Raw genomic sequence first — 16,745 nt, forward strand, 5'->3', positions numbered from 1 at the left:
ATGACCGACCAGACCCCCGACCAGACCTCCGACCAGACCTCCGTGCAGACCCCCGGCCGGACCCCCGGTGCCGGCCCCAGCGGCACCCCCCTGTCCGACGTGCTCGTCGTCGACCTGACCCGCGCCCTGGCCGGCCCCCACGCCACGATGATGCTGGGCGACCTCGGCGCCCGCGTGGTCAAGGTGGAGACCCCGCAGGGCGGCGACGACACCCGCGGCTGGGGCCCGCCCTTCGTGGGCGAGCCCGACCAGCGGCAGTCGACGTACTTCCTCTCCGCCAACCGCAACAAGGAGTCGATCGCCCTCGACCTCAAGGACGACAGCGAGGGCGGCGACCGCGAGGTCCTGCTGCGCTTGGTCGACCGCGCCGACGTGCTGGTGGAGAACTTCCGCACCGGCGTCCTCGAGCGGCTCGGCCTGGGCATCGAGGAGCTGCAGCGGCGCAACCCGCGTCTCGTGGTGCTCTCCATCACCGGCTTCGGCCACGACGGCCCCGAGGGCGGGCGGGCCGGCTACGACCAGATCGCCCAGGGCGAGGCCGGGCTGATGTCGCTCACCGGCTCCGGGCCCGACGACCCCCAGCGCGTCGGCACGCCCATCGCCGACCTCCTCTCGGGCATGTACGGCGCCTACGGGGTGCTGGCCGCCCTCAACGAGCGCCACCGCACCGGGCGCGGCAGCGTCGTGCGCACCTCCCTGCTGGCCTCGCTGGTCGGCGTGCACGCCTTCCAGGGCACCCGCTGGACCGTGGCCGGCGAGGTCGGCCGCGCCCAGGGCAACCACCACCCCTCGATCTCGCCCTACGGCCTGTTCCGCTGCCGCGACGGCGCGGTGCAGATCGCGCTGGGCAGCGAGGGCCTGTGGCGCCGCTTCTGCGCCGGCTTCGGACTCGACCCGGAGGCCGAGGGCCTGGCCACCAACCCCGAGCGCGTCGCCGTGCGCGAGCAGGTCGTGGCCCTGGTCGAGTCGGTCTTCGCCGACTGGGACAGCGAGCCCCTGCTCGCCCGGCTGGCCGAGGTCGGGGTGCCGGCCGGCAAGGTCCGCACCCTCGACGAGGTCTACACCTGGGACCAGACCCTCAGCCAGGGGCTGGTCGTCGACGTCGAGCACTCCACGCTCGGCACGGTCTCCCTTCCCGGCCCGCCGCTGCGCTTCTTCGCCGGCGACGGCACCGAGGTGACCCGGCGCGACCACGCCGCGCCGCCGGTGCTCGACGAGCACGGCGCCGCCCTCCGCGCGTGGCTGGAGGAGGAGGCGTGAGCGAGCGCTGGACCGCCCACCAGCTGCTCGAGCTGGTGCTCGACGACGGCTCCTACGAGTCGTGGGACGCTCCCATCGACATCTCCGGGCACTCCGCCGACTACCGCGCGGCGCTCGAGCGCGCCGCGCAGAAGGCCGGCACCGACGAGTCGGTGGTCACCGGCCGCGGCACGATGCACGGGCGGCCCGTCGCGGTCGTGGCCAACGAGTTCGGTTTCCTGGCCGGCTCCATCGGTCGCGCCGCGGCCGACCGGATCGCCTCCGCCGTACGCCGCGCCACCGCCGAGGGGCTGCCCCTGCTCGCGACGACGGCCTCCGGCGGCACCCGCATGCAGGAGGGCACCCCCGCCTTCGTGCAGATGGTCGAGATCTCCCGCGCGATCATGGCCCACCGGGCCGCGGGGCTGCCGTACCTCGTCTACCTGCGCAACCCCACCATGGGCGGGGTCTTCGCCTCCTGGGGCTCGCTGGCCCACGTCACGGTCGCCGAGCCCGGCGCGCTCGTCGGCTTCCTGGGCCCGAAGGTCTACGAGGCCCTCAACGGCGAGCCCTTCCCGAGCGGTGTGCAGACCGCGGAGAACCTCGCCGACCGTGGCGTCATCGACGCCGTCGTGCCGGCCGAGCACCTGCCCGCCCTGGTCGACCAGGCCCTGGCGGTGCTGGTCGACGCCCCCGACGAGCCGGCGCTGCCGCGCCGCACCGGCGAGCCCGACCCCGACGCCTCGGCCTGGGCCGCCATCGAGCGCACCCGGGCACCGGGCCGCGCGGGGGTGCGCGACCTGCTGCGCCACGCCGGGTCGCGCACGCTGCGCCTGCGCGGCACCGACGAGGGCGAGCACGACCACACCGTGATCGTCGCGCTGACCCGTCTCGACGGCCAGCCGTGCGTCGTCGTGGGCCAGGACCGCACGCGCCAGACCCCCGCCACCCCGATGGGGCCGGGCGCGCTGCGCGAGGCCCGGCGCGCCATGCGGCTGGCCGAGGAGCTCGGCCTGCCGCTGGTCACCGTCATCGACACCCCGGGCGCGGAGCTGTCCCAGCGTGCGGAGGAGGGTGCGATCGCGGGCGAGATCGCCCGGTGCATCGCCACGATGACCACCATGACCGTGCCCACCCTGTCGGTGGTGCTCGGCCAGGGCTGCGGGGGAGGGGCGCTCGCGCTGCTGCCCGCGCAGGTGGTCGTCGCAGCCGAGAGCGCCTGGCTCTCCCCGCTGCCCCCCGAGGGCGCCAGCGCGATCGTGCACCGCGGCGACATCGGCCACGCGGCCGAGATGTCGGAGCACCAGCAGGTCCGCGCCGTCGACCTGCTGCGCGACGGCACGGTGCACCACGTCGTGCCCGAGCACGCCGACGACGACGCGGCGGCGCTGGCGCGCGCGGTCGCCGCGGAGTGCTCGGCCCGCCTCCGCGACCTGGTGGCGGCCCGGGGCTGAGCCCTCAGCTGGCCTGGGGGGCCGCCGCCTTGCGCGTCGTGCGCTTGGCGGCGGTCTTGGCGGTCTTGGCGGCCGGGGTCTTCTTCGCGGTGCTATTCTTCGTGGTGCCCTTCGTGGCCGTGGCCTTCGTCGTGGGCTTCTTCGCAGCCTTCTTCGTGGTCTTCTTCGTGGTCTTCCCCGCCGGTGGCGAGGCCGGGCCCGCGTCACCCCGGGCGCTCTTGGCGGCGTCGACCGAGCGCTGCAGGGCGGCCAGCAGGTCGACGACCTCGCCGGAGGACTTGGTCGAGGTGGCGGTGCGCGTGAGCTCGCCGCCCTCGATCTTGGCCTTCACCAGGGCCTCGACGGCCCCGGCGTAGTCGTCCTCGAACTCCGCGGTGTCGAAGTCCCCGGCCAGGGTCTCGACCAGCATCGTGGCCATCGCGACCTCGCTGTCCTTGACCTCGCCGGGCTCGACGGAGAAGTCGGGGGTGCGGATCTCGTCGGGCCACATCATGGTCTGGAGCACGATCACGTCCTCGCGCACCCGCAGCACGGCGATGGAGGTCCGCTGGCGCAGCGCCACCGTGACCACGGCCATCCGGTCGGCGTCGACGAGGGCCTGGCGCAGCAGGGCGTAGGGCTTGGCGCCGGACTTCTCCGGCTCGAGGTAGTAGCTCTTCTCGAAGAGCATCGGGTCGATCTGGTCGCTCGGCACGAACTTCTCGACCGCGATCTCGCGCGAGGACGACGCGGGCAGCTCGGCCATGTCGTCGTCGGTGAGCACGACCATCTCGCCGTCCTCGGTCTCGTAGCCCTTCGCGATCTCGCTGTAGGGCACCTCCTCGCCGTCGACCGAGCAGATCCGCTGGTAGCGGATGCGGCCCCCGTCGGCGACGTGCACCTGGCGGAAGGAGACGTCGTGGGACTCGGTGGCGGCGTAGAGCTTCACCGGCACGTTGACCAGGCCGAAGGAGACGGCGCCCTTCCAGATGGCTCGCATGCGCCGAGTATTCCCCTCCGCCGCCTGCGCGTCATCACCCCGCGCGGGGTGCTGCCGGCCGGGGGCGGGTGCGCCAGGATGGCCGCATGCTGCCGATGCTGGCCACGAAGGCCGACCACGTGCCGACCGGCCCGGGGTGGGTCCACGAGGTGAAGTGGGACGGCGTGCGGGCGCTCGTCGACACCGCCGGCGGCTCCACCCGCCTGACCAGCCGCAACGACAACGCCATCACCCCGGCCTGGCCCGACCTGGTCGACGCGCCGCTGGGGCGCCGCGACGTCCTCCTCGACGGCGAGATCATCGCGATGAACGACGCGGGCCTGCCCGACTTCCGCGTGCTCCAGGACCGGATGCACGTACGCCGCGCCGCGACGGCCGCCCGCCTGGCCGAGCAGGTGCCCGCGCTGCTCATGGTCTTCGACGTCCTGCGCCTCGACGGGGCCGACCTCACCGGCGAGCCGCTCGCCCGGCGTCGCGAGCTGCTCGAGGGCCTGGTCGCCGACGGCCTCGGCGGCACGTGGCAGGTCCCGCCGACCTACGACGACGGCGAGATGCTCGCCGAGGCGACGCGGGCGCAGGGGCTGGAGGGCATCGTCAGCAAGCGGCTGACCTCGCGCTACACCCCGGGCGAGCGCAGCCCGCACTGGCTCAAGCGGGCCCACCGCCACCGGCTGTCCTACGTCGTGGGCGGCTGGCGGCCCCAGGAGGGCACGACCGACCGGCTCGGTGCGCTGCTGGTGGGCGAGCCCACCCGCGACGGCCTGCTCTACCGCGGTCGGGTGGGCAGCGGCATCGGCGGGCGGGCCTCCGCCCTGCTCGCCGAGGCGCTCGCCCCGCTCGCACGGGGCGACAGCCCGTTCGCCGACGAGGTGCCGCGGGTCGACGCCCGCGGCACCCGGTGGGTGGAGCCGCGGCTGGTGGTCGACGTCGACACCCACCACACCTCGCGGGCCCAGCGGCTGCGCCAGCCGTCGTACCAGGGCCTGCGCCCCGACCTGGCTCCGCGGGACGTCGTCGCGCCGGCCCCGGGGGAGGACCGATGAGCCCCGAGCGCCAGGAGGTGCGCGTCGAGGTCGACGGCCGCACGCTGACCCTCTCCAGCCTCGACAAGGTGATGTACCCCGCGACCGGCACCACCAAGGGCGAGGTCCTCGACTACTACGCCCGGGTCTCCCCGGTGCTGCTGCCGCACCTCGCCGACCGGGCGGTGACCCGCATCCGGTGGCCGCACGGCGTCGCCGACGGGAGCTTCTACGAGAAGAACGCCCCCGCGGGCACCCCGTCGTGGGTCCGCACCGCCCGGGTGCCCACCACCGGCACCCGCGGCCCGAGCCGCCACGGCGACACGGTGGTCTTCCCCGTCGTCGACGACCTGGCCACCCTGACCTGGCTGGCCAACCTCTCCGCCCTCGAGCTCCACGTCCACCAGTGGACGGTGGGCCGCAACGGGCGCCCGCGCAACGCCGACCGCCTCGTCGTCGACCTCGACCCCGGCGAGCCGGCCGGCCTGCACGAGTGCTGCCAGGTCGCGCTGCTGGTGCGCGAGGAGCTGGCGGCCCACGACCTGGCGGTGCGCCCCGTCACCAGCGGCAGCAAGGGCCTGCACCTCTACGCCGACCTGCCCGGCCGGATGCGTCCCGACGACTCCACCGCGCTGGCCAAGGAGGTCGCCGAGGCGCTCCAGGCGCGCGTGCCGCGGCTGGTCACGGCGACCATGACCAAGGCCCGGCGCGGCGGCAAGGTGTTCCTGGACTGGTCGCAGAACGCCGGCTCCAAGACGACGGTCTCGCCGTACTCCCTGCGCGGGCGCGAGCGGCCCACCGTCGCCGCCCCGGTGACCTGGGCGGAGGTCGAGGCGGGAGCCGAGGACCCGCTCGGCCTGGAGCAGCTGCGCTTCGAGGAGGTCCTCGACCGCGTCGCCGACCTCGGCGACCTGTTCGCCCCTGCCACCTGAGCAGCCCGCCTGGCCTTAGGGTGGGCACATGCCGCGGGTTCTGGTCGTCGAGGACGAGGAGGACATCGCGTTCCCCCTGGTCCGCACCCTCGAGCGCGAGGGCTACGACGTCGTCTGGGTCGACAGCGGGCAGAAGGCCCTCGAGGACCTCGCCGGCGGCGCGACGGCGGTCCCGGCCGACGTGGTGATCCTCGACCTCGGCCTGCCCGACATGGACGGCCTGGAGGTCTGCCGCCGCGCGCGCGAGGCCGGCTTCGGCGGAGCGATCATGATCGTCACCGCCCGCGCGGCCGAGCTCGACCGCGTCGTCGGGCTCGACTACGGCGCCGACGACTACGTCGCGAAGCCCTTCGGCCTGGCCGAGCTCCAGGCGCGGGTCCGGGCGCTGCTGCGCCGCACCACGGCGGTCCGCGAGCCCGAGCCCGCCCACGACGGGCTGCGCATCGACGTCGGCGCGCGCCGGGTCTACGCCGGCGACGTCGAGGTGCCGCTCACCGGCAAGGAGTTCGACGTGCTCAGCATCCTCGCCGCCCAGCGCGACAAGGTGGTCTCCCGCGGCCGGCTGATGGCCGACGTGTGGGACGAGAACTGGTACGGCTCGACGAAGACCCTCGACGTCACCATCGGCCGGCTGCGCCAGAAGCTGGAGAGCGTCGGCGTCACCGAGAAGGTCGTGGCCGTGCGCGGCGTCGGCTTCCGCCTCGAGACCCCCGCGCCGTGAGCGCCCACCCGGAGCGGGCCGTCGAGACCTGGCTCACCGACATGGACGGCGTGCTGGTGCACGAGGAGGTGCCCATCCCGGGCGCCCAGCAGTTCATCGAGCGGCTCAAGGCCTCCGGCCTGGGCTTCCTGGTGCTCACCAACAACTCGATCTACACCCCGCGCGACCTGCGTGCCCGTCTGCTCGGCAGCGGGATCGACGTGCCCGAGGGCGCCATCTGGACCTCGGCGCTGGCGACCGCGCAGTTCCTGGCCGACCAGCGCCCCGGTGGCACGGCCTACGTCGTCGGCGAGGCCGGCCTGACCACGGCGCTGCACGACATCGGCTACGTCATGACCGACCGCGACCCCGACTACGTCGTGCTCGGCGAGACCCGCACCTACTCCTTCGAGGCCATCACCCGCGCGATCCGGCTCATCGCCGACGGCGCCCGCTTCATCGCCACCAACCCCGACCCCAGCGGGCCCTCGCAGCAGGGCATGCTCCCCGCCACGGGCTCGGTGGCCGCGCTCATCAGCACCGCCACCGGGCGGCAGCCCTACTTCATCGGCAAGCCCAACCCGCTCATGATGCGCAGCGCCCTCAACCGCATCGACGCCCACTCCGAGACCACGGTGATGGTCGGCGACCGGATGGACACCGACATCATCAGCGGCCTCGAGGCGGGGCTGCGCACGGTGCTGGTCACCAGCGGCTCGACCCGCGCCGACCAGGTCGAGACCTTCCCCTACCGGCCCACCCGGGTCTTCGAGTCCGTGGCCGACCTGGTCGACCTCGTCGGCGACGGCACGCTCTAGCCGCGACCCGGCCGGCTCAGCCGGCGGGGCGGTCCCGCACGACCGCGAGCACGGCCCGGGCCAGGGCCTCGCCCAGCGCGTCCCCGTCGAGCGGCTGGGCCGCGACCTGCCCGTCGTCGAAGAGCGCCTGGCTCGCCCCGAGTGCGAACAGCACCCGCCAGGCCGCACCGGCCTGCTCCGGCGTGGTCGCGAAGCGCTCCACCAGCCACCCGCTCACCGTGTCGCCGAGGCGGTGGGTCGCCGCCGTGGCGGGCGGGCCCAGCCGGGGGTCGCTGCGTCCCTCGACGAGGAAGGTCCGCAGGGGAGCGCGCTCGGTGGCGAAGATCCCCAGCGCGGCGCGGGCGAGCAGCCCCACGGCGCGGTCGTCGTCGGGCTCGGCGTCGGCGGCGGCGAACGACGCGGCGGTCGCCGCCTCGATCCGGGCCAGCGCGCGGGCCTGGGCGGCCACCAGGAGTCCGGTGCGGTCGCCGAAGCGGTGGTAGAGCGAGCCGTTGGAGGTGCCGGCCCGGCGGGCCACGGCGGCGATCGTCACCGCCGCCAGCCCGCCCTCGGCCAGCAGGTCGAGGGCCGCGGCGAGCATGCGGTCGGCCGACGACTCGCTGCGCGACTGCACGGGGGTCCTCACGCCGACGACCCTAGCGCGACTGGAGCAGGTGCTCTAGTTTGGCTCCATGAGGACCTTCACCTGGCGCGGGCAGCGCTTCGGCGGCGTGGGCCGCGACCACTGGCGGCGGGTCAACGACCGCCTCGACCCCGAGACCGACTTCGTCGAGATCTACCGCAACGTCGTCACCTACGACCTGCCCTGGGACATGAACCAGGCCCTCTCCTTCGCGCTCTTCCGCACCTACGCCGTGCCGGGCATCGGTCGCCTCCTCGACGAGACCGGCCAGTTCACCGGGGCGGTGCAGAAGCGCTACGACGACACCGGGCTGCTGCTCGAGGTGCCGCTGCTCCGCGGCTTCGAGCACCCCGAGGCCCGCACGGCCGTGCGGCGCATCAACCAGATGCACCGCTCCTACGACATCCCTGAGCACGAGATGCGCTACGTGCTGTCGACCTTCGTGGTCGTGCCCAAGCGCTGGGTCGACGACTACGGCTGGCGCCGGCTCACCGACGGTGAGCTGCGGGCGTCGGTCAACTACTACCGTGAGCTCGGCCGCCACCTCGGCATCCGCGACGTCCCGGAGGACTACGCCGGCTTCGAGCGGCTGCTCGACGACTACGAGGCCGTCCACTTCGCCCCCGACGCCGGCGCCCGCCGGGTCGCCGACGCCACGCTCGGGCTGATGCTGACCTTCTACCCCCGCCCCGCCGCGCGGGCGGTCGAGGTCTTCAGTCGCGCGCTCATGGATCCGCCGCTGCGCTCGGCCCTCCAGTACGCCGCGCCCCCGGCCGCCGTCGTGGCCGCCTCCCGCGGCGCGCTCAAGGCGCGCGGCCTGCTGCTGCGTGCGTTCCCGAGCCGCACGAGCGCGCGCACCGTCAACGACCTGCCCTACGTGCGCTCCTACCCCGACGGCTTCGACGTGGCTGCGCTCGGCACCCGGCCGGTGCCGGGGGTCGCCGGCTGCCCGGTGCGGCAGGCGTAACGTCGGGGCCGTGCAGCGTGCGCGACGACGACGGGTCTACCTGGTGCTGATGGGCACCTGCCTCGTGCTGGTCGTGCTCGCCTGGAACGTCGTCCGGCTGTGGTCGACCTCGGCGGCGGTGGTGATGAGCGTGGTGGCGGCGGTGATCCCGCCGGTGGCCAGCGTGGTCGCCAACCACGGCGCGCTGGCAGAGAGCGACCTGCCCCGGGAGCGCCCGGAGCGCCGCCCGCCGCCTCCCGACCCCGACCGCTGACCGGCCCGGGCTCAGCCCAGGGTCGCGTCGCGCCAGGCGAGCATGGCGGCCCCGGCCCGCGCCAGCTCGGCCTCCACGTCGGGCAGCAGCGCCTCGATGCCCGACGTGGTGCCCGACTCGGCCACGTGCTCGACCCGGCGCAGGGCCTCGGCGGCGTCGCGGGCGCCGAGGTTGAGCGCGCCGCCCACGAGCTTGTGCGCGCAGCCGCGCACCTCGGCCGGATCGGCGTCCTGCGCCAACAGCGTCCGCAGCCGGCTGAGCGTCTCGGTGCCGTTGGTGACGAAGTTGCCGATGGCACGGGCCAGGTAGGTGCCGTCCTCGTCGACCTCGCGCAGCATCTCGAGCCGGTCGAGGTCGAGCTGCGCCACCGCCTGCGGCGCGGCGGAGCGGCGCAGCGCGGTGGGCATCTCGACCTCGACGCCCAGCCAGCGACCGAGGGTGGCCGCCAGGGCGGTCGGGTCGACGGGCTTGGTGAGGAAGTCGTCCATGCCGGCCTCGAGGCAGCGCTCGCGCTCACCCTCCACCGCTGCGGCCGTCATGGCCACGATGGGGCGGCGCGCACCGGACTCGGCGGCGCGGATGGCGCGGGTGGCGGCGTAGCCGTCCATGTGCGGCATCTGCACGTCCATGAGGATGACGTCCCAGTCCTCCGCGGCGGCGCGGGCGACCCCCTCGGCCCCGTCGTCGACGGTGACGACCGCGAAGCCCAGCGCCTCGAGCAGACCCGTGGCGACCATCTGGTTGACCGCGTTGTCCTCGACCACGAGCACCCGACCGAGCACGGCCGGGTCGTCCTGCTCGCGGGTGCGGCTCTCGCCGGCGTCCTGGCCGGCGCCGTCGCCGGCCGCCCCGGAGGTGGCCGAGCCCAGCAGCTGCACGAGGGTGGAGCGCAGGACCCCGGTGACGACGGGCTTGACCAGCCAGTCGTCGACGCCGGCGGCGTCGAGCTCCTCGGGGGCGACGGCCGGGGTGGAGGTGAGCACGAGCAGCCGCACCCCGTCCCACGCCGGGTCGGACCGCACCGCGCGGGCCAGGCCGAGGCCGTCGACCCCGGGCATGACCAGGTCGAGCACGACGGCGTCGAAGGGGTCGCCCGCGGCACGGGCGCGGGCGAGCTCGTCCAGGGCCTCGGCGGCCGACGCCGCCCCGACCGTGCTGATCTCCCACCAGCTCAGCTGCTCCTCGAGGATCAGCCGGTTCGCGCCCACGTCGTCGACGACCAGCACCCGGTGCCCCGACAGCAGGGTCCGGGCCTCGACCTCGGCGGGGTCGATGCCGTCCCCGGCCGCCTCCCGCAGCGGCACCGAGAAGGAGAAGACGCTGCCGCCCCCGTCGCGCGGGGCGTAGGTGATGTCCCCTCCCATCGCGTGGACGATCTCGCGGGAGATGGCCAGGCCCAGACCGGTGCCGCCGTAGACCCGGGTCGTGCTGGCGTCGGCCTGGGTGAAGGGCTCGAAGAGGTGGTCGAGCTCGCTCGGGTCGACCCCGACCCCCGAGTCGCTCACCGAGACCGCCAGGCGCACCCCGCCGTCGCCCGCGGGCCCCGTCGTCGGCGCGGCGGTGACGCGCACGGCCACCCCGCCGGTCTCGGTGAACTTCACCGCGTTGGAGACCAGGTTGGTGAGCACCTGCGCGAGCCGGGTCGGGTCGCCGGCGAGCACCACCGGCACGTCGGGGTGGCAGGACACCGACAGGTCGAGCCCGCGCGTGCGCGCCGACTCGGCCAGCACCCCGACGACCTGGTCGAGCACGAGCCGCACCTCGAAGTCGAGGGTCTCCAGCTCGAGCCGCCCGGCCTCGATCTTGGAGAAGTCGAGGATGTCGTTGATGACGCCGAGCAGGGCGCGTCCCGCCACCTGCACGCCGGAGGCCAGGCGCTGCTGCCGTGTCTCCAACCCCGAGCGCAGCAGCAGGTCGGTGAGGCCGATGACGCCGTTGAGGGGGGTGCGGATCTCGTGGCTCATCGTGGCCAGGAACTCCGACTTCTGCAGCGACGCGGCCATCGCCTCGTCGCGGGCCGCCGCGAGGGCGCGGTCGTCGCGCTCGCGCTCGGCGACGCGCCCCAGCTGGCCCGCGACCAGCCCCACCATCGCCTCGATCATGGCGTGGCGGTAGAGCGGCGGGTCGCTGGTGAGGGTGACGACCGCGCAGACCTCGTCGTCCAGCGTGACCGGGAAGCCGATGGTGAGCCGGGCGTCGTCCCACCGCGGTCGCCGCTCGCGCAGGACCCGCCGGGCCAGGGCGAGCTCGTTGGCCGTCTCGACCGGGGTGCTCAGGTCCTCCGCGGTCTCGACCTCGCCGCGGTGCAGCGGGGCGAGGTCGTCGCTGTCCGCCACCGGCACGAAGGCGCGCCCGCGCACCCAGTCGTCGTGCAGCAGCACCAGCGACCGCGCCTGGAGCAGCACCTCCTCCAGGGTCCTCGCCTGGTTGGCGGCGCTGGCGACGGTCTGCATGAGGGCGTTCTGGGCGACCTGGTCCTGCAGCGCCAGCTCGGTCTCGTGGGCCTCGGTGACGTCCTGGTGGGTGCCGGCCATCCACCGGCGCCCGTCCGCCTCGTGCACGCGGCCGCGCCCCTTCGTCCAGACCCAGCCCTCCCCGGCCCGCATCCGGGCCACGAACGCCAGGTCCTCGGGCCCGGCGAGGGCCTGGGCGACCGCGTGCTCGACGTCGGCCCGGTCGTCGGGGTGCACCCGGGCGAGGAAGCCCTCGACGTCGGTCAGCGGCTCGTCCTGGGGCAGCCCGTAGAGCGCGAGCAGCGCGGGAGAGGCGGTCACCAGGCCGGTGTCGAGGTCCCAGTGCCAGCCGCCGATGCGAGCGATCTGCTGGGCCTCGGCGAGGCTGGCCTCGCTGGTGCGCAGGGCCTCGGTGGTCGCCCGCCGCTCGGTGTAGTCGGTGAAGGTGAAGATCACGCGGGTCAGGCGCCCCCGCTCGTCGCGCAGCGGGCTCTCCCGGGTCAGGGTCCACAGCACGCCCCCGTCGCGCCGCAGCAGCTGCACCTCCACCGGCGCCTCCCGCACCCGGCCCTCGCGCAGCTCGGCCAGGTGCGCCTCGAAGTCGGCGACCCCGCCGGGGTCGAGCGCCTCGCGCAGGTCCATCGCCATGGCCTCGTGCTCCGGCACGCCGCACATGCGGGCGATGACCCGGTTGGCGTAGACCGTGCGCCCCTCGAGGTCGACCACCCAGACCCCGTCGGGGGAGGACTCCACGATGTCGCGGTAGAGATCCACCGGTTGCACGTGAGGTCCCCCCGGGCGTCGATTGGTGGGCCCCACGATAGGGCTCAGCTCAGGTCGCCGGCGATCAGGTAGCTGCCGTCGGACTGCTGCTGCAGCTGGAGGGTCACCGACTCCTCGACGGGCCCGCCGCCCGCCTCGGTCTGACGCCGGTAGACGTACCTGACCGTGCCCGCCGCGGGGTCGGCGCTCACGTCGAGCACCTCGGCGCGCCGCACAGTGCCCCAGAAGCCCAGGTAGCCGTCGAGCCCGCCGCTGGCCTGCTGGAAGGCCGGGGTCAGCATGGCGAACGCCGACTCGGGGTCGGAGGCGGCGAGGGGGATGTACTGGTCGACGAAGGCGGTCATCGACGCCGCGGTGGGCCGCGGCTGCGCCGTCGGCGAGGGGGAGCCGGAGGGCGACCCCGACGGCGAGGCCTCAGGGCTGCCCGAGGCGCTGCCCCCAGAGCCCGAGCCCGGGGCCGCGGTGGCGGGCTGCTCGGTGGCGCGGTCGTTGCCGAGCACGAAGGCGAGCCCCGTGACCGCGGCGATGGCCACGAGGGCCAGCGCCGCCGCCAGCACCCGGCCCGCACGCCGGGGGCGTTCCGCCCGGCCCCCGGTCGCGGCCGCCGCCGCGGCGGGGGTGACCACGGGGGCCACGCCCGTCGAGACGGGCGGGAGCACCGAGAGCCGCTGGGTCTCACCGGAGCCGGCACGGGGGAGCACGGCGGTCTCGGCCGAGCCCGGCCCGGCGGCGAGGAAGTCCCGCACCCGGTGCATCGGCCAGCGCTCGGCCGGGTCGTGGGTCATCGTGTGCTCGAGCAGCGGGGCCAGCCAGCCGGCGTCGTCGAGCCGCGGAGGGTCCTCGTGCACGATGCGGTAGAGCGCGCCGAGCACGTTGTCCTTGACCTCGTAGGGCGGGTGGCCCGACAGCGCGTGGTAGAGGGAGGCGCCGAGCGACCACACGTCGCTGCGGTCGGTCGCGGTAGACCCGGAGGCCACCTCGGGCGCCAGGTAGGCCGGCGACCCCGTCACCAGGCCGGTCTGGGTCAGCGACGGGTCGGCCTCGGCGCGCGCGATGCCGAAGTCCGACAGCTTGAGGTGGCCCTCGTCGGTCACCAGCATGTTCGACGGCTTCACGTCGCGGTGCACGATCCCCGCGGCGTGCGCCGCGGCGAGGGCGTCGGCGGCCTGTCCCAGCAGCGGCGCCGCCTGGTCGGGGGTGAGGCGGCCCCGGTCCCGCAGCAGCCCGGACAGGTTGGTGCCCTCGACGTACTCCATCACCAGCCACTGCTGGTCGCCCTCGTCGACGAGGTCGAAGACCGCCACCACGTGGGGGTGGTTGAGCCGGGCCGCCAGCTTGGCCTCGCGCTCGGCGCGGTGGAGGTCGGCGTCGCTGGCGCCCGGCGCCAGCCCGATCCGCTTGACCGCCACCTGGCGTCCGAGCACCTCGTCGCGGCCGAGCCACACGGCGCCCATGCCCCCTCGCCCGACCTCCCGGTCGAGGGTGTACCTGCCTGCGATCAACGTCTGACCTCCTGGCGCGCCACGATAGGCGCTGCGGCGGCGTCGCTCATCCTCCGACGGGGTGGGCGGGTGGGCGCCGGTGGTCCTCGTGCGGCAGGCTTGTCCCGGCGGGACCCGCCCGCCGTCCGTCCCGAAAGGCCCGACGTGCCCCTCGACCCCTCCCTCCCCGACGACCTCGCGTGGCGCGGACTCCTCGCCCACACGACGGACCTCGACGCCCTGCGCGAGGCGCTGGCGGCCGGGAGCGTGCGGTACTACGTCGGCTTCGACCCCACGGCGCCCAGCCTCCACCTCGGCAACCTGGTCCAGATCCTCACCGCGCGCCGCCTCCAGGACGCCGGCCACACGCCCTACCTCCTGGTCGGCGGCGCGACCGGCATGATCGGCGACCCGCGCGACTCCGGCGAGCGGACCCTGAACTCCGCCGACACGGTCGCCGACTGGGTCCAGCGGGTCCGGGCCCAGATCGAGCCGTTCCTCTCCTTCGAGGGCGACAACGCAGCGACGATGGTCAACAACCTCGACTGGACCGGCGGACTCTCGGTCATCGACTTCCTGCGCGACATCGGCAAGCACTTCCCGGTCAACCGCATGCTGGCCCGCGACACGGTGCGCCGACGCCTCGAGTCGGGCATCAGCTACACCGAGTTCAGCTACGTCCTGCTGCAGTCGATGGACTACCTCGCGCTCTTCCGCGACCACGGCGTCACGCTGCAGTTCGGCGGCTCCGACCAGTGGGGCAACCTCACCGGCGGGGTCGAGCTCGTGCGTCGTGCCGACGGCGCGTCCGTGCACGCCTTCGCCACCCCGCTCATCACCAAGACCGACGGCACCAAGTACGGCAAGACCGAGGGCGGCGCCCTGTGGCTCGACCCGGGCCTGACCTCGCCCTACGCCTTCTTCCAGTTCTGGCTCAACGTCGAGGACGAGAAGGTCGGCGAGCTGCTGCGGATCTTCACCTTCCTCCCGCGGGCCGAGATCGAGGCCCTGGAGGCCCAGCACGCCGAGAAGCCGTTCCTGCGGGCCGGTCAGAAGGCCCTGGCCGAGCACGTCACCACGCTGGTGCACGGTGCCGAGGAGACCGCCCGGATCCAGGCGGCGTCGGCGGCGCTGTTCGGCGGCGGCGACATGGGCGGCCTCAGCGCCGACACCCTGGGCGCCGCGCTGCGGGAGGCCGGCAGCGTGCGGCTCGACCGGGCCGACGGGCTGCCCGGCGTCCTCGACCTCCTGGTGAGCGCCGGGCTGGCCAAGAGTCGCGGTGAGGCCCGCCGCACCGTCACCGAGGGCGGGGCCTACGTCAACAACGTCCGCGTCACCGACCCCGACCACGTGCCGTCCTCCGACGACCTGGTGGGCGGCACCTGGCTGGTGCTGCGCAAGGGCAAGAAGAGCTTCAAGGGCGTCGAGGTCGTCTGAGGTGGTCGGGGTGCCGAGGTCCTGGGTCGACGGGCTCGAGGCGCGCGCCCGCGCGTCCCTGCCCGCCCCCGTGCACGAGTACGTCGCGCACGGCGCCGGAGCCGGCACCAGCCGCGACGAGGCCGCGGCGGCCTGGCGCGACGTGCGGTTCCTGCCCCACGTGCTGCACGACGTGACCGACGTCGACCTCGCCACCGAGGTCCTCGGCACCCGTCTCGAGACGCCGGTGGGCGTCGCTCCCACCTCGCTCCAGCGTGCGGTCCACCCTGACGGCGAGCTCGCGATGGCCCGCGCGACGGCCGCGGCCGGTGGCCTCATGGTCGTGAGCAGCAACGCCGGGTCGACCTTCGCCGACATCGCGGCCACCGGGGTCGCCTGGTGGCTCCAGGTCTACCTCCCCTCCGACCGGACCCTCGCCCTGCCGCTGCTCGAGCGCGCGGTGGCGGCCGGCGCCCGGGCCGTCGTGCTCACGGTCGACACCCCGGTGGTGGGGTCCTGGGAGCCGGCCGGCGACCGGGTCTGGGACGTCGTGGACCCCGCGTTCACCCGGGTCAACTTCGACGAGGGCCACGACACGCAGCCCGGTGCCGAGAAGGCCCTCGACCTCGGGCCGCACGACCTCGACTGGCTCGCCGAGCGCACCGGGCTGCCGGTCGTCGCCAAGGGGGTGCTGCGTGCTGACGACGCGCGCCGCTGTGTCCAGGCCGGTGCGGCCGCCGTCTGGGTGTCGAACCACGGCGGACGCCAGCTCGACCGCGCGGTGGCGCCGGCGCGCGCGCTGCCCGCGATCGTGCGGGAGCTCGCCGACGACGACGCCGAGGTCTACGTCGACGGCGGCCTCGGCTCCGGCACCGACGTGCTCGCCGCTCTCGGCCTCGGAGCCGACGCCGCGTTCCTGGGCCGCCTGCCCTTGTGGGCCCTCGTCGAGGGGGAGCGCGGCGTGGGCCGGCTGCAGGACCGGATCCGGGCCGAGCTGGTCGAGGCCATGCGTCTCGCGGGCTGCCGGCGGGTGGCCGACGCGCGCGACGTCGTCGGGTCGCCAGCGCCGGTCTGAGCGCTTCGCCGAGCCCTGTTCCGAGCGCCGTCAGGTGCCTGTGCCCGCCGTCACGCCCGTTCGATTTGGCGCTGCGGGGACAGGTCGCCTAACGTTCCATCTGTCGCCAGGGAGCGGCGGGGGACAAGATCCGGTCTGGATCGGGTTCCCGGCCCCGGGTCGACCACCCTCACGCCTGCATCGCGAGCAGACGGCCACCGCCTGGAGCGGGACCCGGCAGTCGCGGTCAGTAGCGTGCGTGGTGAGCGGAATCGAATGCGAAAAGCGCGAGTTTGCGCCGCAGAATTCGCTCCGCTAATGTTTGGAACGCAAGCCCCGCCGCCGGGTCGGAAACGGTCTGGGACGGTGTGCGTCTGATTCTTGAGAACTCAACAGTGTGTCATAGTCGACGAATTAGTTTGTTATGCCCCGTTGGCTGATCTCCTTTTTGGGGGTTGGTTGATGGTTTCTTTGGTAAGACAATGATTCTGACATCATGTCAGGGTTTTGTTCTTGTCAGGCATCTCTTTTTCCTCGCGTCCTTTGTGGGTGTGGGGTGTTGTTTTTCAACG

The 16,745-nt window shown here is 74.3% G+C and carries 14 protein-coding genes; 10 read left to right on the forward strand and 4 right to left on the reverse strand.

Going from position 1 to position 16,745, the window contains the following annotated elements; translation table 11 throughout:
• Both M3673_RS18605 and M3673_RS18610 read left to right on the forward strand, forming a co-directional pair.
• Complete coding sequence (locus M3673_RS18605) at positions 1 to 1,260, forward strand: CaiB/BaiF CoA-transferase family protein (RefSeq protein ID WP_285839760.1); 1,260 nt, start codon at positions 1 to 3, stop codon at positions 1,258 to 1,260.
• Positions 1,257 to 2,693 carry an acetyl-CoA carboxylase carboxyltransferase subunit alpha/beta gene (locus M3673_RS18610; RefSeq protein WP_251535531.1) on the forward strand — a complete coding sequence of 479 codons (1,437 nt, stop codon included), beginning with the start codon at positions 1,257 to 1,259 and terminating at the stop codon, positions 2,691 to 2,693. The genes M3673_RS18605 and M3673_RS18610 overlap by 4 nt, the downstream gene beginning before the upstream one ends.
• A 4-nt stretch (positions 2,694 to 2,697) precedes the next feature.
• Here M3673_RS18610 and M3673_RS18615 read toward each other — a convergent pair whose 3' ends face one another.
• Complete coding sequence (locus M3673_RS18615) at positions 2,698 to 3,672, reverse strand: Ku protein (protein ID WP_251535533.1); 975 nt, start codon at positions 3,670 to 3,672, stop codon at positions 2,698 to 2,700.
• Between the two features lie 86 nt (positions 3,673 to 3,758).
• Here M3673_RS18615 and ligD (M3673_RS18620) point away from each other — a divergent pair, with 86 nt between their 5' ends.
• From ligD (M3673_RS18620) to M3673_RS18635, 4 genes are read left to right on the forward strand one after another with little or no spacing between them, the layout of a single operon-like run.
• Entirely contained in the window at positions 3,759 to 4,715 is a 957-nt protein-coding gene (gene ligD, locus M3673_RS18620; RefSeq protein ID WP_251535535.1) for a non-homologous end-joining DNA ligase, read from the forward strand.
• Positions 4,712 to 5,626 (forward strand): non-homologous end-joining DNA ligase, encoded by a 915-nt coding sequence (ligD, locus tag M3673_RS18625; RefSeq protein WP_251535537.1) that lies wholly within the window; start codon positions 4,712 to 4,714, stop codon positions 5,624 to 5,626. The genes ligD (M3673_RS18620) and ligD (M3673_RS18625) overlap by 4 nt, the downstream gene beginning before the upstream one ends.
• A 28-nt stretch (positions 5,627 to 5,654) precedes the next feature.
• Positions 5,655 to 6,347, forward strand: coding sequence for a response regulator transcription factor (locus M3673_RS18630; RefSeq protein WP_193666150.1), 693 nt, complete (start codon positions 5,655 to 5,657; stop codon positions 6,345 to 6,347).
• 41 nt (positions 6,348 to 6,388) lie between these two features.
• Positions 6,389 to 7,144 carry an HAD-IIA family hydrolase gene (locus tag M3673_RS18635; protein WP_193666298.1) on the forward strand — a complete coding sequence of 252 codons (756 nt, stop codon included), beginning with the start codon at positions 6,389 to 6,391 and terminating at the stop codon, positions 7,142 to 7,144.
• Positions 7,145 to 7,160: 16 nt separating this feature from the next.
• Here M3673_RS18635 and M3673_RS18640 read toward each other — a convergent pair whose 3' ends face one another.
• On the reverse strand, positions 7,161 to 7,769 hold the full coding sequence (locus M3673_RS18640) for a TetR/AcrR family transcriptional regulator (RefSeq protein ID WP_251535539.1): 609 nt from the start codon (positions 7,767 to 7,769) through the stop codon (positions 7,161 to 7,163).
• Positions 7,770 to 7,815: 46 nt separating this feature from the next.
• Here M3673_RS18640 and M3673_RS18645 point away from each other — a divergent pair, with 46 nt between their 5' ends.
• Together M3673_RS18645 and M3673_RS18650 are read left to right on the forward strand one after the other, a co-directional pair.
• A complete protein-coding gene (locus M3673_RS18645) occupies positions 7,816 to 8,733 on the forward strand; it encodes an oxygenase MpaB family protein (protein WP_193666147.1) in 918 nt (305 codons plus the stop codon).
• A 10-nt stretch (positions 8,734 to 8,743) separates the two neighbouring features.
• A complete protein-coding gene (locus tag M3673_RS18650; RefSeq protein WP_056865880.1) occupies positions 8,744 to 8,986 on the forward strand; it encodes a DUF3099 domain-containing protein in 243 nt (80 codons plus the stop codon).
• A gap of 11 nt (positions 8,987 to 8,997) precedes the next feature.
• Here M3673_RS18650 and M3673_RS18655 read toward each other — a convergent pair whose 3' ends face one another.
• Both M3673_RS18655 and M3673_RS18660 read right to left on the reverse strand, forming a co-directional pair.
• Positions 8,998 to 12,213 (reverse strand): response regulator, encoded by a 3,216-nt coding sequence (locus M3673_RS18655; protein WP_251535540.1) that lies wholly within the window; start codon positions 12,211 to 12,213, stop codon positions 8,998 to 9,000.
• Between the two features lie 53 nt (positions 12,214 to 12,266).
• On the reverse strand, positions 12,267 to 13,724 hold the full coding sequence (locus tag M3673_RS18660; RefSeq protein WP_251535542.1) for a serine/threonine-protein kinase: 1,458 nt from the start codon (positions 13,722 to 13,724) through the stop codon (positions 12,267 to 12,269).
• Positions 13,725 to 13,868: 144 nt separating this feature from the next.
• On the opposite strand from M3673_RS18660, the gene tyrS reads away from it, so the two are divergent.
• Together tyrS and M3673_RS18670 are read left to right on the forward strand one after the other, a co-directional pair.
• Complete coding sequence (gene tyrS, locus M3673_RS18665) at positions 13,869 to 15,140, forward strand: tyrosine--tRNA ligase (protein WP_251535544.1); 1,272 nt, start codon at positions 13,869 to 13,871, stop codon at positions 15,138 to 15,140.
• A gap of 10 nt (positions 15,141 to 15,150) precedes the next feature.
• A complete protein-coding gene (locus tag M3673_RS18670) occupies positions 15,151 to 16,194 on the forward strand; it encodes an alpha-hydroxy acid oxidase (protein WP_251535546.1) in 1,044 nt (347 codons plus the stop codon).
• The last annotated feature ends 551 nt before the right edge of the window (positions 16,195 to 16,745 follow it).

It is taken from the genome of Nocardioides sp. P86, from assembly GCF_023712465.1.
GTDB lineage: Bacteria > Actinomycetota > Actinomycetes > Propionibacteriales > Nocardioidaceae > Nocardioides > Nocardioides kribbensis.